The 24,638-nt window shown below is 37.1% G+C and carries 36 protein-coding genes; all 36 read right to left on the bottom strand.

The window, feature by feature from the left end:
- Positions 1-64 precede the first annotated feature (64 nt).
- A complete protein-coding gene (locus A8L32_RS19240) occupies positions 65-3,328 on the bottom strand; it encodes a ligand-binding sensor domain-containing protein (protein WP_158027264.1) in 3,264 nt (1,087 codons plus the stop codon).
- Positions 3,329-3,559: 231 nt separating this feature from the next.
- Positions 3,560-4,867 carry a citrate (Si)-synthase gene (locus A8L32_RS19235; RefSeq protein WP_066632662.1) on the bottom strand — a complete coding sequence of 436 codons (1,308 nt, stop codon included), beginning with the start codon at positions 4,865-4,867 and terminating at the stop codon, positions 3,560-3,562.
- Between the two features lie 213 nt (positions 4,868-5,080).
- Complete coding sequence (gene eno / locus A8L32_RS19230) at positions 5,081-6,382, bottom strand: phosphopyruvate hydratase (RefSeq protein ID WP_066632660.1); 1,302 nt, start codon at positions 6,380-6,382, stop codon at positions 5,081-5,083.
- A gap of 112 nt (positions 6,383-6,494) precedes the next feature.
- Entirely contained in the window at positions 6,495-6,962 is a 468-nt protein-coding gene (gene rplQ, locus A8L32_RS19225; RefSeq protein WP_394333283.1) for a 50S ribosomal protein L17, read from the bottom strand.
- Positions 6,963-7,024: 62 nt separating this feature from the next.
- Positions 7,025-8,017: a DNA-directed RNA polymerase subunit alpha gene (locus A8L32_RS19220; RefSeq protein WP_066632654.1), complete on the bottom strand. Its 993-nt coding sequence runs from the start codon at positions 8,015-8,017 to the stop codon at positions 7,025-7,027.
- A 9-nt stretch (positions 8,018-8,026) separates the two neighbouring features.
- Positions 8,027-8,632, bottom strand: coding sequence for a 30S ribosomal protein S4 (rpsD, locus tag A8L32_RS19215; RefSeq protein ID WP_066632652.1), 606 nt, complete (start codon positions 8,630-8,632; stop codon positions 8,027-8,029).
- 140 nt (positions 8,633-8,772) lie between these two features.
- Positions 8,773-9,162, bottom strand: a complete 390-nt coding sequence (gene rpsK, locus A8L32_RS19210; protein ID WP_066632644.1) for a 30S ribosomal protein S11 — start codon at positions 9,160-9,162, stop codon at positions 8,773-8,775.
- Positions 9,163-9,172: 10 nt separating this feature from the next.
- Positions 9,173-9,550, bottom strand: coding sequence for a 30S ribosomal protein S13 (rpsM, locus tag A8L32_RS19205; RefSeq protein ID WP_066632642.1), 378 nt, complete (start codon positions 9,548-9,550; stop codon positions 9,173-9,175).
- Between the two features lie 11 nt (positions 9,551-9,561).
- Positions 9,562-9,678: a type B 50S ribosomal protein L36 gene (gene ykgO / locus A8L32_RS19200; protein WP_071792536.1), complete on the bottom strand. Its 117-nt coding sequence runs from the start codon at positions 9,676-9,678 to the stop codon at positions 9,562-9,564.
- A gap of 12 nt (positions 9,679-9,690) precedes the next feature.
- Positions 9,691-9,912: a translation initiation factor IF-1 gene (infA, locus tag A8L32_RS19195; RefSeq protein WP_027472434.1), complete on the bottom strand. Its 222-nt coding sequence runs from the start codon at positions 9,910-9,912 to the stop codon at positions 9,691-9,693.
- Between the two features lie 17 nt (positions 9,913-9,929).
- The gene (gene map, locus A8L32_RS19190; protein ID WP_066632640.1) at positions 9,930-10,715 is read right to left on the bottom strand and encodes a type I methionyl aminopeptidase; all 786 of its coding nucleotides are present in this window, start codon (positions 10,713-10,715) and stop codon (positions 9,930-9,932) included.
- Between the two features lie 22 nt (positions 10,716-10,737).
- Positions 10,738-12,063 (bottom strand): preprotein translocase subunit SecY, encoded by a 1,326-nt coding sequence (secY, locus tag A8L32_RS19185; protein WP_066632638.1) that lies wholly within the window; start codon positions 12,061-12,063, stop codon positions 10,738-10,740.
- Positions 12,064-12,069: 6 nt separating this feature from the next.
- Positions 12,070-12,516, bottom strand: coding sequence for a 50S ribosomal protein L15 (gene rplO, locus A8L32_RS19180; RefSeq protein WP_066632637.1), 447 nt, complete (start codon positions 12,514-12,516; stop codon positions 12,070-12,072).
- Positions 12,517-12,544: 28 nt separating this feature from the next.
- Positions 12,545-12,721, bottom strand: coding sequence for a 50S ribosomal protein L30 (rpmD, locus tag A8L32_RS19175; RefSeq protein ID WP_066632632.1), 177 nt, complete (start codon positions 12,719-12,721; stop codon positions 12,545-12,547).
- Between the two features lie 11 nt (positions 12,722-12,732).
- Complete coding sequence (gene rpsE, locus A8L32_RS19170) at positions 12,733-13,251, bottom strand: 30S ribosomal protein S5 (RefSeq protein WP_066632629.1); 519 nt, start codon at positions 13,249-13,251, stop codon at positions 12,733-12,735.
- Positions 13,252-13,256: 5 nt separating this feature from the next.
- The gene (rplR, locus tag A8L32_RS19165; protein ID WP_066632628.1) at positions 13,257-13,613 is read right to left on the bottom strand and encodes a 50S ribosomal protein L18; all 357 of its coding nucleotides are present in this window, start codon (positions 13,611-13,613) and stop codon (positions 13,257-13,259) included.
- Positions 13,614-13,633: 20 nt separating this feature from the next.
- Positions 13,634-14,185 (bottom strand): 50S ribosomal protein L6, encoded by a 552-nt coding sequence (gene rplF / locus A8L32_RS19160; protein WP_066632626.1) that lies wholly within the window; start codon positions 14,183-14,185, stop codon positions 13,634-13,636.
- Between the two features lie 16 nt (positions 14,186-14,201).
- Entirely contained in the window at positions 14,202-14,597 is a 396-nt protein-coding gene (gene rpsH, locus A8L32_RS19155; protein ID WP_066632624.1) for a 30S ribosomal protein S8, read from the bottom strand.
- Positions 14,598-14,660: 63 nt separating this feature from the next.
- Positions 14,661-14,930, bottom strand: a complete 270-nt coding sequence (gene rpsN, locus A8L32_RS19150) for a 30S ribosomal protein S14 (RefSeq protein ID WP_066632622.1) — start codon at positions 14,928-14,930, stop codon at positions 14,661-14,663.
- 6 nt (positions 14,931-14,936) lie between these two features.
- Positions 14,937-15,488: a 50S ribosomal protein L5 gene (gene rplE / locus A8L32_RS19145; RefSeq protein WP_066632620.1), complete on the bottom strand. Its 552-nt coding sequence runs from the start codon at positions 15,486-15,488 to the stop codon at positions 14,937-14,939.
- On the bottom strand, positions 15,488-15,808 hold the full coding sequence (gene rplX / locus A8L32_RS19140; protein WP_066632618.1) for a 50S ribosomal protein L24: 321 nt from the start codon (positions 15,806-15,808) through the stop codon (positions 15,488-15,490). The genes rplE and rplX overlap by 1 nt, the downstream gene beginning before the upstream one ends.
- 20 nt (positions 15,809-15,828) lie before the next feature.
- On the bottom strand, positions 15,829-16,194 hold the full coding sequence (gene rplN / locus A8L32_RS19135) for a 50S ribosomal protein L14 (protein ID WP_066632615.1): 366 nt from the start codon (positions 16,192-16,194) through the stop codon (positions 15,829-15,831).
- A 2-nt stretch (positions 16,195-16,196) separates the two neighbouring features.
- Positions 16,197-16,454 (bottom strand): 30S ribosomal protein S17, encoded by a 258-nt coding sequence (gene rpsQ / locus A8L32_RS19130; RefSeq protein ID WP_066632612.1) that lies wholly within the window; start codon positions 16,452-16,454, stop codon positions 16,197-16,199.
- 7 nt (positions 16,455-16,461) lie between these two features.
- Positions 16,462-16,659 (bottom strand): 50S ribosomal protein L29, encoded by a 198-nt coding sequence (gene rpmC, locus A8L32_RS19125; protein WP_066632610.1) that lies wholly within the window; start codon positions 16,657-16,659, stop codon positions 16,462-16,464.
- 8 nt (positions 16,660-16,667) lie between these two features.
- On the bottom strand, positions 16,668-17,096 hold the full coding sequence (gene rplP / locus A8L32_RS19120; RefSeq protein ID WP_066632608.1) for a 50S ribosomal protein L16: 429 nt from the start codon (positions 17,094-17,096) through the stop codon (positions 16,668-16,670).
- A gap of 29 nt (positions 17,097-17,125) precedes the next feature.
- Entirely contained in the window at positions 17,126-17,830 is a 705-nt protein-coding gene (rpsC, locus tag A8L32_RS19115) for a 30S ribosomal protein S3 (RefSeq protein ID WP_066632606.1), read from the bottom strand.
- On the bottom strand, positions 17,831-18,253 hold the full coding sequence (gene rplV, locus A8L32_RS19110; RefSeq protein ID WP_066632604.1) for a 50S ribosomal protein L22: 423 nt from the start codon (positions 18,251-18,253) through the stop codon (positions 17,831-17,833).
- A 36-nt stretch (positions 18,254-18,289) separates the two neighbouring features.
- On the bottom strand, positions 18,290-18,559 hold the full coding sequence (gene rpsS / locus A8L32_RS19105) for a 30S ribosomal protein S19 (RefSeq protein ID WP_066632602.1): 270 nt from the start codon (positions 18,557-18,559) through the stop codon (positions 18,290-18,292).
- A gap of 19 nt (positions 18,560-18,578) precedes the next feature.
- Positions 18,579-19,403 (bottom strand): 50S ribosomal protein L2, encoded by an 825-nt coding sequence (gene rplB / locus A8L32_RS19100; RefSeq protein ID WP_066632600.1) that lies wholly within the window; start codon positions 19,401-19,403, stop codon positions 18,579-18,581.
- A gap of 5 nt (positions 19,404-19,408) precedes the next feature.
- Complete coding sequence (rplW, locus tag A8L32_RS19095; protein ID WP_066632597.1) at positions 19,409-19,699, bottom strand: 50S ribosomal protein L23; 291 nt, start codon at positions 19,697-19,699, stop codon at positions 19,409-19,411.
- Positions 19,700-19,723: 24 nt separating this feature from the next.
- Positions 19,724-20,344, bottom strand: coding sequence for a 50S ribosomal protein L4 (gene rplD, locus A8L32_RS19090; RefSeq protein ID WP_066632595.1), 621 nt, complete (start codon positions 20,342-20,344; stop codon positions 19,724-19,726).
- Positions 20,344-20,961, bottom strand: coding sequence for a 50S ribosomal protein L3 (gene rplC, locus A8L32_RS19085; protein WP_066632593.1), 618 nt, complete (start codon positions 20,959-20,961; stop codon positions 20,344-20,346). The genes rplD and rplC overlap by 1 nt, the downstream gene beginning before the upstream one ends.
- Positions 20,962-21,049: 88 nt before the next feature.
- The gene (gene rpsJ, locus A8L32_RS19080) at positions 21,050-21,355 is read right to left on the bottom strand and encodes a 30S ribosomal protein S10 (protein ID WP_027472457.1); all 306 of its coding nucleotides are present in this window, start codon (positions 21,353-21,355) and stop codon (positions 21,050-21,052) included.
- Between the two features lie 12 nt (positions 21,356-21,367).
- The gene (gene fusA, locus A8L32_RS19075; RefSeq protein ID WP_066632591.1) at positions 21,368-23,476 is read right to left on the bottom strand and encodes an elongation factor G; all 2,109 of its coding nucleotides are present in this window, start codon (positions 23,474-23,476) and stop codon (positions 21,368-21,370) included.
- Positions 23,477-23,505: 29 nt separating this feature from the next.
- Positions 23,506-23,982, bottom strand: a complete 477-nt coding sequence (gene rpsG / locus A8L32_RS19070) for a 30S ribosomal protein S7 (protein WP_066632588.1) — start codon at positions 23,980-23,982, stop codon at positions 23,506-23,508.
- 132 nt (positions 23,983-24,114) lie between these two features.
- Complete coding sequence (rpsL, locus tag A8L32_RS19065; protein ID WP_066632748.1) at positions 24,115-24,501, bottom strand: 30S ribosomal protein S12; 387 nt, start codon at positions 24,499-24,501, stop codon at positions 24,115-24,117.
- Between the last annotated feature and the right edge of the window lie 137 nt (positions 24,502-24,638).

Below are 24,638 nucleotides of genomic sequence, written 5' to 3'. Positions count from 1 at the left end.
TACTTTTCGAACAAATTATGAACGGATGGCCTTCGATGTAAAATCAATTGCCATCCGTTTTTTTTTATTTCAAAGGTCGGATACCCATCACAATCATATCATCAACCTGCTCATGGTCACCCATCCACTCTTCTATTTTCTGATGCAGAATAGCTTTTTGATCTTCGCTTGGTAATTTATGAATATTCAATAATAAATGACGGAATCTACGATACTTAAATTTCTTACCATCTTCTCCTCCAAACTGATCCGCATATCCATCAGAGAAAATATAAAACACATCATTATCTTCTAAGGCAATTTCATGCTTATTAAAGTTCACCTCTTTCTCATGTTGGTACCCAATTGGGAAGCGATCTCCCTTGTATACAAATATTTCATTTTCTCTAACCAAATAGAGCGGATTATAGGCTCCTGCATATGACATTTTCTTTTGCTCCTGATCAATCATACAAAGCGCAATATCCATCCCATCATTAACACTTAATGCTTCACTTTGGCCTTTGCTAGCGTTTTTCTTAAACGTTTCTAAAACATCCTCATTCAATCGCTTTAGGATATATGCAGGACAATGCTCAATATTTGAATTAATTATACCCTTGAGCATATCGTAGGCAATAATCGACATAAATGCTCCAGGCACTCCATGACCAGTACAATCTACTGCAGCAATAAACGTTTTATTACCCACCTGATGCATCCAGTAAAAGTCACCACTCACTAAATCCTTAGGTCTAAAATAAACGAATGAATCAGGAAATATTTGCTTTATCTTTCTTTCAGAAGGAAGGATCGATTCCTGAATCCTCTTGGCATAGTATATACTGTCCGTAAGACTTTGGTTAATCTTAGACAGCAACTCCCTTTGTGCCTCAATTTTCTTTTTATCAACAGCTTTCTCCTCTAATGATTTATACGCCGTTTTATAGTGCCTAATTCGATAATTAATAATAGATTGGACTAAAAATATTAAGGCTATTAAATAGAATGCATAGGCATAATTAGACATCCAAATAGGCGGCACCACTTCAATGGTAACCGATATCGGATCCTCTGACCAAATATGGTCGCTATTAGCTCCTTTTACATTTAATGTGTATGTTCCTGCTGGAAGATCAGATATATCCACCTCATTATCTGAAGTAATAGGCCTCCAATCATCATCAAAACCCTCTAAATAAACTTGATATTTATTTTTAGTTGGTTCTGTAAACTCAAGCGCAGCAAACTGAACCTTTAACATAGAGCTTTTACGGTATTTCAATTTTATATGTTCAACCTCTGTATTAATATTCTCGATTAGTCTACCTTTATGATATAGTTCGACTGAAGTAAAAACAACTTTAGGGCGATGCAAATTATAATTTATAGAATCAGGACGAATATAAGCTAGTCCTTCAACTCCTCCGAAATAAAACAATCCAGAATCAGACTTTGCTACAGCACCAATGTTATGCACATAACCTGGAAGCCCATCCGAAATATCAAAGTTATAAATTTGATTATTGCCCTTAATTAACGAAACTCCCTTATTTGTACTTAACCAAACACCTTCGTTATCGTCACACAAAACTCCATACACCATATCATTGGCTAAACCTTCTGAATGCGTATAAAAACCAGATACATCATCCTTTTTACTATAATAACTGATTCCTGATCGAGTTCCAAACCAAATTTTATCATCATTATCCTCAGCAATGGAAAGTATATAGTTATTACTCAGAACCGATATTGAATCGTTGACATTTCGAAGATGGCCAATCTTACTTTGAGCGTCCATATTGGTATCCATAAAATTAACGCCGTCACTGGTTCCTACCCATAATATACCTTCTGAATCTATATAAAGATCATTGATCTCATCGCTACAGATTCCCTCCTTTATATCTGAGAAATAATTATATATCGCCTTACCATCATATTTATAAAGTCCAAACTGCGTACCAAACCATATATTACCAGCTACATCCTCTTCAATAGCATTAATTCTATTTTGTTTTAATAACGATTCTACCTCTTCCGCATAAGAGAACTCACTAATTGTTCCCCTGTCCAAATAAAAAATATAAATACCAGAGACAGTACCTATCCATACACGTTGATTAGAATCCTTACAAAGCGATAATACTTTATCCTCTCCTATCTTATTTAAAGCTTTGTTTACAGCATAACTATAAAAACCACCTTGCTTTACATCTATTATCTTAAGACCTTTATCCCCAGTCCCTACCCAAATTAAATCTTCATTATCCCACAATACACTATGAATATCAAAATTCTTCAGGTCTTCAAATTTGCGATTATTCTTACTAATATTTTTAAATTTTTTAGGTTTAAAATCTAGTTTCAATAAGCCACTATACCTAGTTCCCACCCATAACAAACCTGAATTATCTTCATATAAAGCTGTTACTTCATCCTCGGTAATGATATTCTTTTTTCGATTGAAAAAATCAGCATCGTAATAAAACAAACGCTCACGTTCCGCGTTAAAACGAGCTACCCTCAACCCTTTTTTAGTTCCTAAAAATATATTACCCGAAGAATGATTATAAACGGCATTGATACTACCATATTTCTTAGAAGAAAAATTCAAGCTTCTATTCTCATACTTGGCACTATCAATATATGTTAGTTGAAACAAACCTTGCTCACCTGCTAACAAATAAGATTTATCCGAAAGAGACACGACACCATTAATTGCATCGATTTCATTAGAATAAGTATTATAGCGATGATCCACTACAATCCTTTCATACAGTTTTTCTTTTGTATTAAATTGAGCAATCCCTTCCTTGGTTCCAATCCACAGCTGAGTATCTGATTTTCTAAAGATGGGTATATTAAGTTTTTCTTGATATTTAAATGGAGGGCTATACAATCCATAAATAGATTGACGAAGTGGGTCTATGTTTATATTTAATAAATAATTATCCGTTTTAACCCAAAGACTGGAGTCCTGGTCGAAAAACAAACCATAAATATTATCCTCGGGTAACGATAATTCCTTTTTCGTCTTGCTACTAAAACTAGTAAACGACTCGGTATTTCTATCCCATTTATTTAAACCATTACCTATAGTGCCCACCCATAAGTTACCTTGGGTGTCCTCATTTATACATTGAATATGATTACCTGAGATGGAAGTGCTATCTTGCAGATTATGACGAAACACCTTAAAAGTATACCCATCATACATATTCAAACCATCTTGAGTTCCCACCCACAAAAAGCCCTTACTATCCTGAAAAACGCTGGTAATTCCATTTCCCGAAAGCCCATCATGAATAGAGTAGTTTTTTACACTTACATCCTTCTGAGCCAAAAGATTTCCATTAAAAAATAGGCAAAATATAAGCATGAGAAGTTGCAACAAGCAACAACGCATATACTTTAAAATTTTCCAATGATAATCTCGACATTCCATACTTGCAGCTAAATTAGCAAAATGTCTGTATTATAGTATTTCTTTATTCAAAAAAGAACAATAAAAAAACATGTATCTTAAATAAAAGATACATGTTATGTCTTTATGGAGTAAATGGACTATTTCGTTCTAGTCTTCAACTTGATCTAAAAACCATTGAAGATTCTGAGATTTAGGACGTTCAATAGGCAAACTATATAATCTATCCCATATTAACTGAGTTAACACACCCAGCGATCTAGAAACACCAAATAAAACTGTATAAATTGGGTACTCGGTAATACCATAGCTGGTTAACAACGAACCAGAAATAGCATCCACATTTGGCCAAGGATTCTTCACTTTTCCTGTAGCTAATAGTACATCAGGCACTACATTATAAATACGATTGGCTAGTTTAATATACGGAGCATCAGGAATATATTTATTCGCAAAATCTAATTGCACTTGAAAACGAGGATCTGTTTTACGTAAAACAGCATGGCCATAACCAGGTATCACTCTTCCTTTACTTAAAGTTTCTTCAGCATATTTCTTAATTTGCTCCTCAGTCGGATCTTCGCTACCTATTTCTCTCTTCATTTTGTTTAACCAATGCATCACATCCTGGTTAGCCATTCCGTGCAGAGGACCAGCTAAACCATTCATACCTGCAGCAAAGCTGTAATATGGATTTGACAAAGCTGAGCCAACCAAGTGTGTTGTATGCGCAGATACGTTACCCCCTTCATGGTCTGAATGGATAAGCATATACAACCTCATTAGCCTTTTCACTTCTACTGAGTCGTGCCCCATCATGTGAGCTAGATTACCTGCCCAGTCAAGACTTGGATCGGCAGCAATATGATTTCCATTATGAAAAACTCTTCTATATATATAAGCCGCAATAATTGGTAAGCGAGCTATCAAATCCATCACACCTTCATAAGTAGGATCCCAATAGTCCTTTTTATCCATACCCACTAAGTAGGCTTTTCGGAATTGTGATTGAGTTGACATGGCCAAAATTGCCGTATTAAACTGAATCATCGGGTGGGCATCCTTAGGTAAGGCTTCTATTACATCATATACATGCGAAGGAATTCCTTGAGCTCTTTGTGCCCATTGTTCACTAATATACTTGGCATCTTCATCAGTGGGAAGTTCGCCAGTAAGCATTAAATAAAAAATACCTTCTGGAAGTGGCTCATCGTCTTTATTTATTTTAGGTAACTTTTCCTTTAACTCAGGAATAGAGTACCCTCTGAAACGAATACCTTCTTCAGCATCTAGTTTTGAAGTACAGGTTAAAAGCCCTACCATACCTTTCATACCAGTTAGAACTTGGCCCATAGTCACCTTTTGTATAACCTGGTCACCATGCTCTTTTACTAACTTTCTAACTTTTTCGGCTTTAGGAACTGCAACTTCAAGTAATTTTTGCTTTATATAGTCCATAAGAATATTTTTAGATTTTTTTAAATATACAAATTAATGATACAATTGCTACCAAAGTGAGCTATAACAATCCTATCTTATTTGTAGATTATATTAACTTAAGCGTCTTCTATCATGAAACAGAACATCAATTGATCATTTTTGTTCGCCTTATAAAACAAAAAAAGGGTGCCCTAACGGGCACCCTTCATATAATAATTTAAGAAGCTTTAATTAAGCTTTTTTTACAGCTTTATAACCATAAACCGCTTTTTCTCCTAATTCCTCTTCAATACGTAATAATTGGTTGTATTTAGCCATTCTATCTGAACGACTTAAAGAACCAGTTTTAATTTGACCTGAGTTAGTTGCAACAGCGATATCAGCAATAGTAGCATCTTCAGTTTCACCTGAACGGTGAGAAGTTACTGAAGTATAACCAGCTCTGTGAGCCATTTCAATTGCATTTAAAGTCTCAGTTAAAGATCCAATTTGGTTTACTTTAATTAAGATAGAGTTAGCAGCTCCTAATTCGATACCTTTTTTAAGGTAATCAACATTAGTTACAAAAAGGTCATCTCCAACAATTTGACACTTATCGCCAACTTTGTTGTTTAATGCAACCCATCCATCCCAGTCATTCTCGTCCATTCCGTCCTCGATAGAATCAATAGGGAATTTAGCAACTAGGTCAGCTAAATATGCAGCTTGCTCCTCAGAGTTACGCTTAGTACCATTTGGCTCAAAAATGCTATAATCATAGTATCCATCTTTGAAGAACTCAGAAGAAGCACAGTCCATAGCGATAGAAATATCACCACCGTCTTCTGCACGACCTGCTTTATAACCAGCATTTTTGATAGCTGTTAAAATACAGTCGATAGCTTCTTCAGTACCACCTAACATAGGAGCGAAACCACCTTCGTCACCCACTGCAGTAGATAGACCTTTTCCTTTAAGTACTTTTGCTAATGCATGAAATACTTCAGCACCCATACGTAATCCTTCTTTGAAAGTTGGAGCACCGATTGGACGAATCATAAATTCTTGGAAAGCAATTGTAGCATCAGAGTGAGAACCACCGTTGATGATGTTCATCATTGGTACAGGAAGTGTACAAGCATTAGTTCCACCAATATAACGATATAAAGGCATCTCTAAATATTCAGCAGCTGCTTTAGCTGTTGCAAGAGAAACACCTAAAATAGCATTAGCACCTAACTTACTCTTAGTTTTAGTACCATCCATTTCAAGCATTTTTGTATCAACACCAACTTGGTCAATTACGCTATATCCGATTAATTCAGGAGCGATAACCTCGTTAACATTTACTACAGCTTTCTCAACACCTTTACCTAAGTAACGGCCTTTGTCGCCATCTCTTAACTCAAGTGCCTCGTGCTCACCAGTTGAAGCACCAGAAGGTACAGCAGCACGACCAACAACACCACAATCTAAAGTTACCTCTACTTCTACAGTAGGGTTTCCGCGAGAGTCAAGAATCTCACGAGCATGAACATTTGCAATTTGTCCCATAATATTGACTTATTTAAAAATTGAGTTTACGATTTTATAAAAAAAGGATAAAAGCACGAGGCGATTATCCTTTTATTTCATTCATGAATTCATGTATTTAACTACTAATTCACTATTCTTTAGCATTTTCTTCACTTGAAGTTGAATCTGTAGATTCTGTTTCATCCTTTACCTCAGGAGTAGCAGTCTCTGCAGAAGCAGTTTCAACTGTAGTAGTTTTCTTACGACGAGTACGACGTGTTTTCTTCTCAGCAGGTTTGCTAGCAGATAACATGTTCTCATTGTAATCAACTAATTCGATATAACACATCTCTGCATTATCACCAATACGATTACCCAACTTTAAAATTCGAGTATATCCTCCTGGTCTGTCAGCAATTTTACCAGCTACTTCTCTAAATAGCTCAGAAACTGCTTCTTTATTCTTTAGGTAACTAAAAACAACTCTTCTTTGTGTAGTTGAATCATCTTTAGATTTAGTAATAAGCGGCTCTACGTACATACGCAATGCTTTTGCTTTGGCAACAGTGGTTTTAATTCTCTTATGCATGATAAGTGAATTAGCCATGTTAGCTAACATTGCCTTACGGTGAGCGCTCTTTCTACCTAAGTGATTGAACTTTTTTCTATGTCTCATCGCAATTATTCCTTGTCTAATTTATACTTGGTAATATCCATACCGAAGGTTAAGTTCATTACCTGTAACAAGTCATCAAGCTCTGTTAATGATTTTTTACCGAAGTTACGGAACTTCAATAAATCGTTACGGTTAAACTGTACCAACTCACCTAAAGTTTCAACGTCCGCTGCTTTTAAGCAGTTAAGTGCACGTACTGAAAGGTCAAGGTCAACCAATTTAGTTTTAAGAAGCTGACGCATATGAAGAACTTCTTCATCAAACTCCTCGTTACCAAACTTCTCATCTGAGTCAAGAGTAATTCTTTCATCAGAGAATAACATGAAGTGATAAATAAGAATTTTAGCCGCTTCTTTTAAAGCATCTTTTGGGTGGATAGAACCGTCTGTTTCTATTTCAAATATTAATTTCTCGTAGTCAGTTTTCTGTTCAACACGATAGTTTTCTATCGAATATTTTACATTTTTGACTGGAGTATATATAGAGTCGATCGCGATAACGCCAAACTCAGCATCTACCGAACGGTTTTCCTCTGCAGGAACATACCCTCTGCCCTTACTAATGGTTAATTCCATTTTAAGGTTTACATCAGGATTCATTAAGCAGATTGTCTTATCAGGATTCAATACCTCAAAGCCTGTCATGAAGTTACTCAACTCCCCAGCTTTTAACTCATCTTTACCCGACACGCTGATAGTAACTTTTTCACTATCTACCTCTTCAACAATCTGTTTAAATCTGATTTGCTTAAGATTAAGAATTATGTCGGCTACATCGTTAATTACGCCAGGTATAGTTGAAAACTCATGATCAACACCTTCGATTTTTACAGATGTAATAGCGAAACCTTCTAATGAGGATAACAAAATTCTTCTTAAGGCATTTCCAACTGTAATACCATAACCCGGTTCTAACGGGCGGAATTCAAATCGGCCAAATTGCTTGTCCGACTCAAGCATTATTACTTTATCTGGTTTTTGGAATGCTAATATTGCCATAAGAATTAATTATTTAGAATACAATTCAACGATCAATTGTTCTTTAATGTTTTCAGGAATATCTTCTCTAGCTGGTACATTTAAAAATTTACCTGCTACTGAGTCGTTGTCCCACTCTAACCATGAGAAGTTATGCACTGAAGATGCTGCCAATGATTCGGTAATTGCCTCAAGTGACTTAGACTTTTGACGAACTCCGATAATTTGATCAGCTTTTACAGAGAATGAAGGGATATTTACAATCTGTCCATCTACTGTAATATGCTTATGAGAAACTAACTGACGTGCAGCAGCTCTCGTAGGAGCAATACCTAAACGATATACTACGTTGTCTAGACGACATTCTAGTAAAGCTAAAAGAACCTCACCCGTAATACCTTTAGAACGAGATGCTTTCTTAAATAGGTTACTAAATTGCTTTTCTAATACACCGTAAGTATATTTAGCTTTTTGTTTTTCTTTCAACTGAACACCGTACTCCGATGTTTTCTTTCTACGATTGTTCCCGTGTTGTCCAGGAGGATAATTCTTTCTTTCAAAGCTCTTATCCGAACCATAAATTGCCTCTCCGAATTTACGGGCAATTCTAGTCTTTGGTCCAATGTATCTAGCCATTCTTCTAAATTTTTGTTTTTAAATTTTTGTTTTCAAATTATGAATATGAAGGCCGCGAGATTATAGAGAGGAGGTTCTATTATAATCATTCATAATTCAAAATCCAAAAGCTCAATTTATGGTTAATAACTAGTAGTTAATTAAACTCTTCGTCTTTTTGGAGGACGACACCCATTATGAGGCATAGGAGTAATATCTACGATTTCTGTAACTTCGATCCCACTTGAGTGGATAGATCTAATTGCAGACTCGCGTCCATTACCTGGTCCTTTTACATAAACTTTCACCTTTCTTAATCCTAAATCAAATGCTACTTTAGAGCAATCGCTTGCTGCTGTTTGGGCTGCATATGGAGTATTCTTTTTAGAACCTCTAAAACCCATTTTACCTGCACTTGACCAAGAAATAACTTGACCGTTTTTATTGGTCAAAGAAATAATAATATTATTGAAAGATGAGTGAATATGTGCTTCTCCCTGAGCCTCTACTTTTACGACTCTTTTCTTCTGACTCGCTGTCTTCTTTGCCATATTTCAATGATTATTTAGTTGCTTTCTTTTTGTTTGCAACAGTTTTCTTTTTCCCTTTACGTGTACGAGCGTTATTTTTCGTTTTTTGACCACGTAATGGTAAACCGATACGGTGACGAATTCCACGGTAACAACCGATATCCATCAAACGCTTAATGTTTAACTGTATTTCTGAACGAAGTTCTCCTTCGATTTTGAAATCTTCAGCAATAACCTCACGAACTTTTGCAGTTTGTTCGTCTGTCCAATCGCTAACTTTTAAGTTAACGTCAACCCCAGCAGTGCCAAGGATCTTTTGAGCAGCGCTCTGCCCAATTCCGTAAATATATGTTAATGATACCACACCTCTTTTATCGGTAGGTATATCAACTCCAGCAATTCTAGCCATAATATTAATTATTATCCTTGACGTTGTTTAAACTTGGGATTCTTCTTGTTAATCACGTATAAGCGACCTTTGCGTTTTACGATTTTGCAATCCGCGCTTCTCTTCTTAACAGATGCTCTAACCTTCATTTTATTATAGAATTAATTTTTATATCTATACGAAATTCTACCTTTTGTAAGGTCATATGGAGACATCTCCACTTTTACCTTATCACCTGGCAAAATTTTAATATAGTGCATTCTCATCTTACCTGAGATATGCGCTGTAATGATATGCCCGTTTTCTAATTCCACTCTAAACATGGCATTTGAAAGGGCTTCTATTATCGTTCCGTCTTGTTCTATTGAGGCTTGTTTAGCCATAATATATTATCCTTTTTTTATTTTTCAGACTGCGAAGTTAACACTTCTTCGACAAATTTAAAACTAGAAAGTATATCTGCTTCATTTTTTCCTACTGCAATTGAGTGTTCAAAATGCGCGGATACCTTGCTATCAATGGTCCGTATGGTCCATCCATCATTTTCTTGAACGATGTTTCTTTTTCCTAAATTTATCATTGGTTCGATGGCAATTACCATTCCTGGCTTTAATAAACTACCATTTCCACGACGACCATAGTTAGGAACTTCAGGTGATTCATGTAAGTTTTTACCAACTCCATGTCCTACCATCTCGCGTACTACAGAATATCCTCTTTCTTCACAATGTTTTTGAATAGCATAACCAATATCGCCAAGGCGTTTACCAACTATAGCTTGTTCAATTCCTTTATAAAGAGATTCTTTGGTGGTTGTTAACAAGTCTTTTACTTCTTTACTAACTTCACCTATAGCAAATGTATAGGCTGAATCACCATAAAAACCATTCTTTAAAACACCACAATCAACAGAAACAATATCTCCATCGTTTAGTGCTTTATCATTCGGAATCCCATGCACTACATGTTCATTAACTGAAGTACAAAGTGTATTAGGGAATCCCTGGTAATCTAAAAAACCAGGGATACCACCATTATCTCTTATGAATTCTTCAGCGACTTTATCTAGCTCTAAAGTTGTAACACCTGGTTTAATAAGCTTTGCTATTTCTCCAAGCGTTTTAGCAACTATCATGTTACTTTCTCGAAGTAACTCTATCTCCTCGTCTGTCTTAAGATATATCATCGTACGAACGACCTCTCATTAATTAGTATACAGCAGGTCCGCCGCCTGTTCTACCTTTGATTCTTCCCGACTTCATTAATCCATCATAATGACGCATTAATAAGTGACTCTCGATTTGTTGTAAAGTATCTAAGACAACACCTACGAGAATTAATAAGGAAGTACCTCCATAAAACTGTGCAAACATTCTATCTACACCTGCAATCATTGCAAATGCTGGTAGAATAGCAATCATAGCTAAGAAAACGGATCCTGGCAAGGTAATTTTAGACATCACAGAGTCTAAAAATTCAACCGTTTTTTTACCTGGCTTAATACCTGGTATAAAACCACCATTACGTTTCATGTCTTCTGCCATTTGCGTTGGGTTAATTGTAATTGCAGTATAAAAATACGTAAACGCAATAATTAGTAGTGCAAACGATAAATTATAAACCCAACCTGTCATATCAGAAAACGTAGCTGCTATACCTGTTGCTGTTTCACTATCTGCAAAACCTGCTAAAGTAATAGGCACAAACATTATTGCCTGAGCAAAAATGATTGGCATAACACCTGCAGCATTTACTTTTAGTGGGATGTATTGACGAACTCCACCATATTGTTTATTCCCTACAATACGCTTAGCATATTGCACTGGAATACGGCGAGTTCCTTGTACTAACAAAATTGTTCCTGCAAACACAAAGAAAAGAACCACAATCTCAATTAACAACATTACCAGTCCACCACCTTCTTCAAGTCGTGATACAAATTCAGCTACCGCCGCAAAAGGTAAACGTGCTATAATACCAATCATAATGATTAGAGATATACCGTTTCCGATACCCTTTTCAGTAATTCTTTCTCCTAACCACATCACGAACATAGTTCCTGCTGTAAGTATGATGATAGATGTTATTTTAAACATTATTCCTGGAGCAGTTACTGCTGCATCTGGTAAGTTTGCTAAATATGCTGGCGCTTGAAACAATAGTATAATCACTGTAAGATAACGTGTAATTTGGTTAATCTTACGTCTACCACTTTCACCTTCACGCTGTAATCTTTGAAAATAAGGAACAGCGATTCCTAAAAGTTGAATTACGATAGATGCCGAGATATAAGGCATAATACCTAAACCAAATACAGATGCATTAGCAAATGCACCCCCTGAAAACATATTCAAAAGACCCATAACGCCTTCTGCTGTTTGATTTTCAAGAGCACTTAATTGTGTAGGATCAATACCCGGTAGAACAATAAACGACCCTAAACGGTAAATTAATACCAAGCCGATTGTTGTTAAAATACGAGATTTAAGATCCTCAATCTTCCAAATGTTGCGAATTGTTTCGATCAGTTTCATTGTGATTTACAGTTTTACAACGGTTCCTTGAGCCGCCTCGATAGCGCTCACCGCTGATTTAGAAAAGGCATGAGCTTTCACTTCAATTTTGGCAGTAATAGTACCATTACCAAGAACTTTTACCCGGTCATTCTTACTAATAAAACCTGCTTCGCGAAGTACATCAACGTCTATTACAGTAACATTGTTCTTTTCAGCAAGTGCTTGAAGCACTTCAATATTGATCGCCTTATACTCTACGCGATTAATATTTTTAAATCCGAATTTAGGAACACGTCTCTGTAATGGCATTTGACCACCTTCGAAACCTATTTTTCTTGAATAACCAGATCTGGACTTGGCACCCTTATGTCCACGAGTGGATGTACCACCACGACCAGAACCTTGTCCTCTACCAATTCTTTTTTTAGTTTTGGTAGAACCTTCTGCCGGTTTTAAATTACTTAAGTCCATATCTAAATTTAACTTAATTCGTTATCAATTATTTTTCTACACTAACTAGGTGTTTCACCTTTTCAACCATACCAAGAACTTGAGGGGTTGCCTCAAATTCGTTGGTTGCGTTTATTTTAGTTAGCCCAAGAGCAGTCAAAGTTCTTTTTTGACGTTCGGTAGAACCGATTTTGCTCTTCACTTGAGTTACTTTTATTTTAGCCATCTTTGCTATCCTTATCCGTTAAATACTTTGTCTAACGTAACACCTCTTTGCTGAGCTACCATATTTGCATCTCTTAATTCCTTAAGCGCATTAATAGTAGCCTTAACAAGGTTATGTGGGTTAGATGAACCTTTTGACTTAGCCAAAACGTCCGTTACACCAACACTTTCAAGTACAGCACGCATCGCACCACCAGCTTTAACACCGGTACCATGAGAAGCTGGTTTCATGAAAACACTAGCTCCACCAAATTTGCAATATTGCTCGTGAGGAATAGTTCCGTTTAATACAGGAACTTTTACAAGGTTTTTCTTAGCTGCTTCAACGCCTTTAGCAATTGCAGTGGTTACTTCATTAGCTTTACCTAATCCCCATCCTACAATACCATTTTCGTTACCTACAACAACTATAGCAGAAAAACTAAAAGTTCTACCACCCTTAGTAACTTTCGTTACTCTGTTAATGGCAACCAACCTATCCTTTAACTCAAGGTCGTTATTACTTCTTACTTTTTGATTATCTCCAGCCATAGTTATTAAAATTTAAGACCTGCTTCACGAGCAGTATCAGCTAATTGTTTAACTCTACCGTGGTATAAAAATCCATTACGATCAAATACTACAGTTTCTATTCCGGCATTCTTTGCTTTTTCAGCGATTAATGCGCCTACTTTACCAGCTTGTTCAGTTTTAGTAACCTTTTCAGCTGCAATTTCCTTCTCCAAAGAAGATGCAGATAAAATGGTCTTTCCATTTACATCATCTACAAGTTGAACAGAGATTTGCTTATTGCTTCTAAAAACCGACATTCTGGGCTTTTCTGAAGTACCCGAAATCTTACCTCGGATACTTTTCTTTATTTTTATTCGTCTTTCTATTTTAGAAAAAGCCATAATTTTAAATTTTAATCAGATTAAACTTTAGCAGACTTACCAGCTTTACGTCTAATTTGCTCTCCAACAAACTTAACACCTTTACCTTTATAAGGCTCTGGCTTACGAAGTGAGCGGATTTTAGCGCAAACCTGACCAAGCAATTGCTTATCTGCAGATTCTAATGTAATAATCGGATTACTCTTTCTGTCGGTTACAGCTTCCACTTTAATTTCAGCTGGTAACTGCAAATGAATTGGGTGAGAGTAACCTAATGCTAGTTCAAGAATTTGTCCTTGGTTGGTAGCTCTATAACCTACACCAACTAATTCCATTTTCTTCACGTAACCTTTTGCTACTCCTTCAACCATATTGTTGATAAGTGAACGATATAAACCGTGCTGAGAACGGTGATCTTTTGACTCTGAAGGTCTTTTCACCTCTACTTGTCCTTCGCTCACCTCTACTGTTAATTCAGGATTTACTTCTTGCGTAAGTTCTCCTTTTGGCCCTTTTACTGTAACAAGGTTTTCTTTCATTGTTACGGTAACGCCGGCCGGTATCGAGATGGGCTGTTTTCCTATCCTTGACATACTGTTTCCTCCTTTATTAATATACGTAACATAAAACCTCACCACCTACTTGAGCAGCTCTAGCTTCTTTATTGGTCATAACACCTTTAGAAGTAGATAGGATGGCGATACCTAAACCGTTTAATACTCTTGGCATAGTTTTGTAGCCAGCGTACTTACGTAATCCAGGTGTACTTACACGCTTAAGCGTTTTGATTGCTGAAACTTTTGTTTGAGCATCATACTTTAAAGCGATTTTGATAATTCCTTGTTTATCATCTTCGATAAACTTAAAATTTAAGATATAACCTTTGTCATAAAGAACTTTGGTCATTTCTTTTTTTAAGTTTGATGCAGGAATTTCAACAACTTTGTGTTTTGCCATAATGGCATTTCTGACTCGGGTCAGAAAATCTGCTATTGGATCTGTCATTTTAAAAAAAGTTTAAATTAATCCCGATGACGGGACAATATTTATACTTGAAACCTAATTTTTCTACCAGCTGGCTTTTTTTACTCCAGGTATTAAACCTGCAGAAGCCATTTCACGAAATTGAATTCTGGATAAACCAAACTGTCTCATATATCCTTTCGGACGACCTGTAATTTTGCAACGGTTGTGCATACGAACAGGTGAAGCATTTTTAGGCAATTTCTGCAATGCTTCATAATCTCCAGCTTCTTTCAATGCCGCTCTTTTTTCAGCGTATTTGGCAACAAGCTTGGCTCTTTTTACTTCACGAGCCTTCATTGATTCCTTGGCCATATCTAACTATTTTTTTGTTTTAAATGGTATCCCGAAAGCCTTTAATAAAGCAAAAGCTTCTTCATCGGTATTTCCAGAGGTCACAAAGGTAATATTCATACCCAAAATCTTACTAACTTCGTCAATATTTATTTCTGGAAATATGATTTGCTCTGTAATACCTAAGGTATAATTCCCACGTCCATCAAGCTTACTACTTACTCCTTTAAAGTCACGAACACTTGGTAAAGAGATTCTAATTAATCTCTCTAAGAACTCGTACATGTTCTCTTGTCTTAACGTTACGCGAACACCAATAGGCATTTTTTTACGTAACTTAAAGTTAGAAACATCTTTCTTTGAAAGAGTAGGAACAGCTTTTTGACCTGTAATAGTGGTAAGCTCCTTAATTGCGATATCTACCATTTTCTTATCCGCCACTGCTTGACCGATACCTTGGTTGATAACAATTTTCTCTAATTTCGGAACTTGCATTACTGATTTGTAATCAAATTCCTTCATCAATGCAGGAACTACTTGTTCCTTGTACATTGTTTTTAAACTAGGTGTATAGCTCATTACTTGATCTCCTCTCCTGATTTTTTAGCAAACCTTACTAGTTTACCTTCTTCGTTTTTACGACGACCAACGCGAGTTGCCTCACCGTTAGAAGGATCTTTAAGGTTTAAGTTAGAGATGTGGATTGGAGCCTCTTGCTTAACGATTCCTCCTTGCGGATTATCAGCATTTGGCTTGGCGTGTTTAGACACCATATTAATTCCTTCCACGATAGCTCTATTCTTACTAATAAGAACTTCAAGTACCTTACCTTCTTGTCCTTTATATTCACCGGCGTTAACAACTACTGTATCGCCTTTTTTAATGTGTAACTTTCCCATTGCTATCTTTTATTAAAAATTTATAGCACCTCAGGAGCCAATGAAACGATTTTCATGTATCCTTCACGTAACTCTCTGGCTACAGGGCCAAAGATACGAGTACCGCGCATTTCACCACCTTGGTTTAGTAATACACATGCATTCTCGTCGAAACGAATATATGAACCGTCGGCTCTTCTGATTTCTTTTTTTGTACGAACAACTACTGCCGTTGTAACAGTACCTTTTTTCATCTCCGTTGAAGGAAGTGAACTTTTTACCGTTACAACAATACGATCACCTATGGTAGCGTATCTTTTTTTAGTACCGCCAAGTACTCTGATGCAGAGTACTTCTTTGGCACCACTATTATCGGCAACAGCCAATCTGGATTCTTGTTGTATCATGATTACTTAGCTCTATCGATAATTTCTACTAATCGCCAACGCTTTGTTTTACTCAAAGGGCGAGTTTCCATAATTTTCACTGTATCACCAGCGTTGCAGTCGTTTTTCTCATCATGAGCGTGAAACTTTGCTGTCTTCTTCACGAATTTACCGTAAATAGGGTGTTTCTCACGAACCTCAACAGCAACCACAATAGACTTATCCATTTTGCTGCTAGCAACGATACCGATACGTTCTTTTCTTAAGTTTCTCTTTTCCATTACTAAACTATTTTTCGGTTAATTGCTTTTGACGCAAAATAGTTTGCAATCTCGCAATGTTTCTGCGTAAGTCGCGAATCTGCAAAGGATTTTCCAATGGAGATATACTATGATTGAGTTCTAAACGAATAAGCTCTGCACGCTCGGTATCAATCTTCTCGATGATCTCATTGATCGCCATTTCATTAATTTCTGATACTTTCATCTTACTTCTTATGCTTTAGATTCAACAAAGTCACGTCTTACAACGAATTTAGTCGTAATAGGCAATTTTTGCGCTGCTAATCGCAATGCTTCTTTTGCCGTTTCGTATGGTACTCCATCACATTCAATAATGATTCTTCCTGGAGTAACAGGAGCTACAAATCCTTCTGGGCTACCTTTACCTTTACCCATACGAACCTCTGCAGGTTTCTTGGTAATTGGCTTATCAGGAAATACTCTAATCCAGATTTGTCCTTGACGTTGCATGTAACGGGTTACCGCAATACGAGCTGCCTCGATTTGACGTCCGGTAAGCCATTTACTTTGTAAGGCCTTAATACCGAAAGATCCGAATGCTAGTTGCGCGCCACGTTGAGCGTCGCCTTTCATTCTACCTTTCTGCCTTCTTCTGTATTTTACTTTCTTTGGTTGTAACATCTTTCTAACTCATTTACATTAGCTGATGATTACTTTCTTCTCTTCTTGAAGTTGCCACCTTTACGGTTTCCGCCTTTTTCTGTAGCGAAGTTTGGTGAAAGATCCGGTTTACCGTAAATCTCTCCTTTACAAATCCAAACTTTGATACCTAGCAAACCTGTTTTGGTTAGCGCTTCTGCCTGAGCGTAATCGATATTTGCACGGAACGTATGAAGTGGAGTTCTTCCTTCTTTATACATTTCCGATCTGGCCATTTCTGCACCGTTCAAACGACCTGAAACTTGAATTTTGATACCTTCTGCACCCATTCTCATGGTTGAAGCTATAGACATTTTTATTGCACGTCTGAAAGCGATACGGCCTTCTAACTGACGAGCGATATTATTGGCTACAATAATGGCATCTAATTCTGGTCTTTTCACTTCAAAAATGTTGATTTGAACCTCCTTATCGGTGATCTTTTTCAACTCTTCTTTTAGCTTATCAACCTCTTGGCCACCTTTACCGATAATGATACCAGGACGAGCTGTGTGTACCGTAATCGTTATCAGCTTAAGTGTACGTTCGATAATAATTCTTGAAATACTAGCTTTGGCTAAACGTACATTAAGGTATTTACGGATTTTAGTATCTTCTAATAACTTATCTCCGTAATTCTTTCCGCCAAACCAATTAGAGTCCCATCCTTTGATGATACCTAATCTGTTACTTATTGGATTTACTTTTTGTCCCATCTAGCTAACTTTTATTTCTTCTTGGTTACCAACGTTGCTATCAATATAAATGGTTACATGGTTCGATCTTTTTCTGATGCGGTGAGCACGTCCTTGCGGAGCTGGTCTCAATCTTTTCAAAATTCTTGCAGAGTCAACGTTAATTGATTTTACTACAAGATTTGCATCTTCCATGCGTACCCCTTCGTTCTTCTCTTTCCAGTTTGCAATAGCGGAAAGAAGTAATTTCTCAACTCTACGTGAAGCTTCTTTTGGAGAATACTTCAATAAGTCAAGAGCTAAATTTACCTCTTTACCTCTAATCATATCTGCAACCAGGCGCATCTTACGCGGAGAAGTAGGCACATTGCGAAGTGAAGCAAAGCTTACTTGCTTTTTTGCTTCCTTATTTTGTTCTGCTCTGAGTCTTTTTCTAGCACCCATTTTTAATTCTCTTTATTAAGTTACTTTAAAGTTAGGTTAGCGTTTTTTGTTACCACCGTGACCTCTATAGGTACGTGTTGGTGAAAACTCGCCTAACTTGTGACCTACCATATTTTCGGTCACGTAAACAGGAATAAATTTATTTCCGTTGTGCACTGCAATAGTATGCCCTACAAAATCAGGAGATACCATTGATGCTCTTGCCCAAGTTTTGATAACGGATTTCTTACCTGAATCGTTCATGGCTAGAACTTTGTTTTCAAGCTTGTAATCGATAAATGGGCCTTTTTTTAGTGATCTGCTCATAATTTCTTCTGATTACACGTTATTTTTTACGTCTTTCAATAATGTACTTGCTAGTAGCTTTTTTCTTATCTCTAGTCTTAAAGCCTTTAGCTAATACACCCGTACGTGATCTTGGATGACCTCCAGACTGACGTCCTTCACCACCACCCATTGGGTGATCTACTGGGTTCATGGCAACACCACGAACTCTTGGACGACGACCTAACCAACGTGAGCGACCTGCTTTACCAGATCTTTCAAGCGCGTGGTCTGAGTTACCAACCGCACCAATAGTAGCACGACAAGTAATTAAGATCATTCTAGTTTCACCAGAAGGTAATTTAATCACGGCAAATTTTCCGTCACGAGCAGCCAATTGAGCAAATGTACCAGCACTACGTGCCATAATTCCACCCTGTCCAGGGCGTAACTCAATATTGTGGATGATCGTTCCCAGAGGGATCTCTTTAAGGGTTAACGTGTTTCCAAGTTCTGGGCTTACGCCTTCTCCTGATTGCACTGTTTGACCGACTTCTAATCCATTAGGAGCGAGAATGTAACTTTTTGCACCATCAGCATAAACTAATAATGCAATACGTGCACTTCGGTTTGGGTCATATTGAATTGACTCAACCCTAGCTGCAACACCGTCTTTATTTCTCTTGAAATCGATTACCCTGTAACGTCTCTTATGTCCACCCCCCATGTTTCGCATGGTCATTTTTCCGGTGTTATTTCTACCTCCGGATTTTTTTATGGGCTCCAGTAAGGACTTTTCTGGTGTACTTGAGGTAATCGTATCAAATGCACCAATAACTTTGTGTCTCTGCCCCGGTGTTGTGGGCTTTAGCTTTCTTACTGCCATTTTAATTAAATATTGCTATAAAAATCAATCTTTTCTCCTTCTGCCAAGGTAACAATTGCCTTTTTGTAAGCAGCAGTTTTACCTACCTGCACACCACTTTTAGTATAACGGCTTTTTACTTTGCCGGCATAGTTCATAGTGTTTACTCTATCAACAGTTACGTTGTACATTTCCTCAACCGCTTTTTTAATCTGTAGTTTGTTAGCGTTTTTGTTTACAACAAAACCAAAACTATTTAGCTTTTCGCTTACTTCGTTGAGTTTTTCAGTAACTATTGGCTTAATTAATATTTGCATTTCTAAATCTCCTTAAGCTTTAAATTAAAGATTACCTAATCCTTCAACTGAACTTTCAACTAGAACTAATGCTCCGGCCTTCATAATACTATAAGTATTCAATTCAGCTAATGTTACTACTTCCGATTTTGGAATATTTCTTGAAGCAAGGTAAACGTTTTTGTTAGCTTCGTTTAAAACAACTAACGAACGTTTTCCGTCTACTTTCAGACTCTTTTGAATTTGAGAAAACTCTTTAGTTTTTGGAGCTTCCATGTTGAAATCTTCAACAATGATAATGCTACCAGTCTTTGCTTTATATGATAAAGCAGACTTACGAGCAAGCTCTTTTAACTTTTTGTTTAACTTAAATCCATAGTTACGTGGGCGTGGACCGAAAATACGACCTCCACCACGGAAAACACCAGATTTGATGCTACCTGCACGTGCTGTACCAGTACCCTTTTGTTTTTTAATCTTGCGAGTACTTCCAGTGATCTCTGCTCTTTCTTTTGACTTATGGGTTCCTTGACGTTGATTTGCAAGGAACTGTTTTACATCAAGATAGATAGCATGATCATTGGGCTCAATACCGAAAACAGCGTCTGCTAATTCAACAGTTTTTCCGGTCTCTTCTCCTGTTATGCTTAATACTTTTAGTTCCATTACATTTCAACAATTACATATGAACCTTTTGCTCCTGGAACAGAACCCTTAACAATAATAAGGTTACTTTCTGGAACTACTTTTAAAACTTTAAGGCTTTCGATCATTACTCTATCGCCACCCATTCTTCCTGCCATTCTCATGCCTTTAAATACACGAGCTGGGTAAGAAGCAGCACCAATAGAACCGGGAGCTCTTAGACGGTTATGCTGACCATGAGTAGCACCACCAACACCTGCAAAACCATGACGTTTTACAACCCCTTGAAATCCTTTTCCTTTTGAAGTACCTGTAACGTCAACAAAACTATCTTCTGCGAAGATGTCAACAGTTACTTCGTCTCCTAAATTCAATTCTTGTTCGAAACCTTTGAATTCAACAACGCTTCTTTTTGGAGTTACGCCAGCTTTTTTAAAGTGACCTGCCTCTGCTTTAGAAGTGCTCTTTTCCCTCTTTTCGTCGAACGCCAGCTGTACAGCCTCATAGCCATCAGTTTCAACAGTTTTAACCTGCGTAACTAAGCATGGGCCAGCTTCGATAACAGTGCATGGAATGTTTTTCCCATCGGCACTGAAAACGGAAGTCATTCCGATTTTCTTTCCAATTAATCCTGGCATTATTACAAAAATTTAATATTAAATAATCGATTCCAACAGCTCGAAGTTTCGGCTCACAAACTGCTGGAACTTATTTGTTTTCTTTTTATCAAACTTTGATCTCTACTTCTACTCCACTAGGTAACTCTAACTTCATTAAAGCATCGATAGTTTTAGCAGTAGAGCTATAGATATCGATTAAACGCTTATAAGATGAAAGTTGGAATTGCTCTCTCGACTTCTTGTTTACAAATGTTGAACGCAACACTGTAAATACTCTTTTATGAGTAGGAAGTGGAATAGGACCGCTTACTACGGCTCCAGTAGTTTTTACTGTCTTAACGATTTTCTCAGCTGATTTATCAACTAAGTTATGATCGTAAGATTTTAATTTGATTCTTATTTTCTGACTCATCTTGAGATCTTATTATAATAATTCAACTTTTCCTTCAGCTTCCTTAACTACTTCCTGCGCGATAGACTTAGAAACTCCTTCGAAGTGCGAAAACACCATTGAAGAAGTTGCTCGACCCGATGAAATAGTACGTAAAACTGTTACATATCCAAACATTTCGGCTAAAGGCACTTTAGCTTTTACTACACGAGCAGCAGCTTTAGATTCCATACCTTCTACTTGACCACGACGTTTGTTCAAGTCACCAATGATATCACCCATATACTCCTCTGGAGTTACAACTTCTACCTTCATGATTGGCTCAAGAAGAATTGGCTTAGCTTTAGCACACGCAGCTTTAAAAGCTTGACGACCCGCGATCTCAAAAGATAACTGGTCAGAATCCACTGGGTGGAAAGAACCATCTAAAAGGGTTACTTTAAGACTGTCAACAACAAAACCTGCTAACACACCATTTAACATGGCTTCTTTGATACCCTTTTCTACTGAAGGAATAAATTCTTTAGGAACATTACCTCCTTTTACTTGGTTGACAAACTCAAGACCATCTTTTCCTTCTTCTCCAGGACCTATAGTTACCACAATATCGGCAAACTTACCACGACCACCAGACTGCTTTTTAAACACCTCACGATGATCAACAGTTTGCGTAATAGCTTCCTTATATGTTACCTGAGGACGACCTTGGTTACACTCAACTTTAAACTCACGTTTCAAACGATCAACGATAATTTCAAGGTGAAGCTCACCCATACCGCTAATTACCGTTTGACCACTATCTTCGTCAGTTTGAACACGGAATGTTGGATCTTCTTCAGCTAATTTCTGAAGAGCAATACCCATTTTATCCATATCCTTTTGAGACTTAGGCTCAACAGCCACACCGATTACTGGATCTGGAAAATCCATAGACTCCAAAGTAATTGGGTTTTTCTCATCACAAAGTGAATCTCCAGTACGGATATCTTTGAAACCAACACCTGCACAAATATCACCAGCTTCGATTACATCTTGCGGTAACTGCTTGTTAGATTTCATTTGATATAAACGAGAGATACGCTCTTTTTTACCTGTACGAGTATTTAAAGCATAAGAACCTGCCTCTAATTTACCAGAGTAGATACGCATAAATGCTAAACGACCTACGAATGGGTCAGTAGCAATTTTAAATGCTAATGCAGAAAATGGTGCATTTACATCATGCGGTCTAGAAGCTGGCTCTCCATCTTCATCAGTACCTGTAATTGCAGGTATATCATTAGGTGAAGGTAAGAAGGTAATAACAGCATCTAATAAACGCTGAACACCTTTATTTTTAAATGCAGACCCACACATAACAGGAGTAATCGATTGATTGATAGTAGCAACACGAATTGCGTCTAACATCTCCTCTTTTGTAATAGATTCTGGATCTTCAAAATAACGCTCCATTAACTCTTCGTTAGATTCAGCAACGGCCTCTACTAACTTATCTCTCCACTCTTTTGCTTCCTCTACTAAACTTTCACGAACTTCTCTTAGTTCGTAACGAGATCCCATTTGAGCATCGTCAAACCAAACAACCTCTTTATTTTCGATTAAGTCGATAACTCCTTCAAAATCGTCTTCAGCTCCAATAGGAATTTGAAGAGGAATAGGATTAGCTCCTAACATCTCTCTAATCTGACGAACAACTTCTAAAAAGTTAGCACCTGAACGGTCCATTTTATTTACGAAAGCTATACGAGGCACACCGTATTTATCGGCTTGTCTCCATACAGTTTCAGACTGTGGCTCAACACCACTTACAGCACAGAATAAGGCAACAGTACCATCTAACACCCTTAAAGAACGCTCTACCTCTACAGTAAAGTCAACGTGACCAGGGGTATCGATAATGTTAATCTTATACGATTCGTCATTGTAGTTCCAGTTGGTTGTAACAGCAGCAGAAGTAATTGTAATACCTCTTTCTTGCTCTTGCTCCATCCAGTCCATGGTAGCAGCACCATCGTGAACTTCACCAATTTTATGAGTAATACCAGTATAAAACAGAATACGCTCTGTAGTAGTGGTTTTACCTGCATCGATATGCGCCATGATACCGATATTTCTGGTGTATTTTAAATCTGTATTTCCCATTTTATTTATTTCCTTAAAAGATTAGATGATTAGAACCTAAAATGAGCAAACGCTCGGTTAGCCTCAGCCATCCTGTGCATATCTTCTTTTTTCTTGAAGGCACCACCTTCGTTGTTATAAGCTGCAACAATTTCAGCAGATAGTTTTTCTGCCATTGATTTACCACTTCTTTTGCGAGCAAAAAGAATCAAGTTCTTCATAGCAACAGATACTTTTCTTGAAGGACGGATTTCAGTTGGAACCTGGAAAGTAGCTCCACCAACTCTACGACTCTTCACCTCTACAGCAGGAGTGATGTTTTCTAAACTCTTCTTCCACATCTCTAAAGCAGGTTTCCCTTCTTTTTCAGCTTTTTCAGCCATGCGGTCTAATGCATCGTAAAAAATACCATAAGCAGTCGATTTTTTACCATCAAACATTAGGTTGTTTATAAATTGTGTTACCAAAGTATCATTAAACTTTGGATCCGGAAGCAATATTCGCTTCTTTGGTCTACCTTTTCTCATTCTTTCTTGTTTATCAGTTTATTATTGGCTGTCAATGTTTCTGTGTCTTCAAAAGTAACAAGTTACTTTTTACTCAACCCTTTTGTTTTAACTACCAATAAACAAAACTATTAGTCAAACACTAAAATTAAATTACTTCTTAGCTGCGTCTTTAGGACGCTTAGTTCCGTACTTAGAACGACGTTGTGTACGTCCTTCAACTCCTGATGCATCTAAAGCTCCACGAACTAAGTGATAACGTACCCCTGGAAGATCTTTTACTCTTCCTCCGCGTACTAAAACAATAGAGTGTTCTTGCAAGTTGTGTCCTTCTCCTGGAATGTAAGCATTCACTTCTTTTCCATTAGTCAAACGAACCCTTGCAACCTTTCTCATCGCCGAATTCGGCTTCTTTGGTGTAGTAGTGTACACCCTCACACAAACACCACGTCGCTGAGGACAAGCATCTAGTGCTCTAGACTTACTCTTCTCAACTAATTTGGTGCGTCCTTTACGAACTAACTGTTGAATCGTTGGCATTTTACTAAAATTGTTTAAATAAAATTCTTTAATCTGCTTATAACGCTCCGTCAAAAGCCTCGCAAAACCAGCTGATTCTCAGCTATTTTTACGAATTTTAGACAAAAAGCGATGCAAAAGTACTAATTTACAATGGA

This window comes from Labilibacter marinus (assembly GCF_001659685.2).
Classification (GTDB): domain Bacteria; phylum Bacteroidota; class Bacteroidia; order Bacteroidales; family Marinilabiliaceae; genus Saccharicrinis; species Saccharicrinis marinus.
Note: the sequence above shows the minus strand (reverse complement) of the source record. Positions and strands in the feature narration are given on the sequence as shown.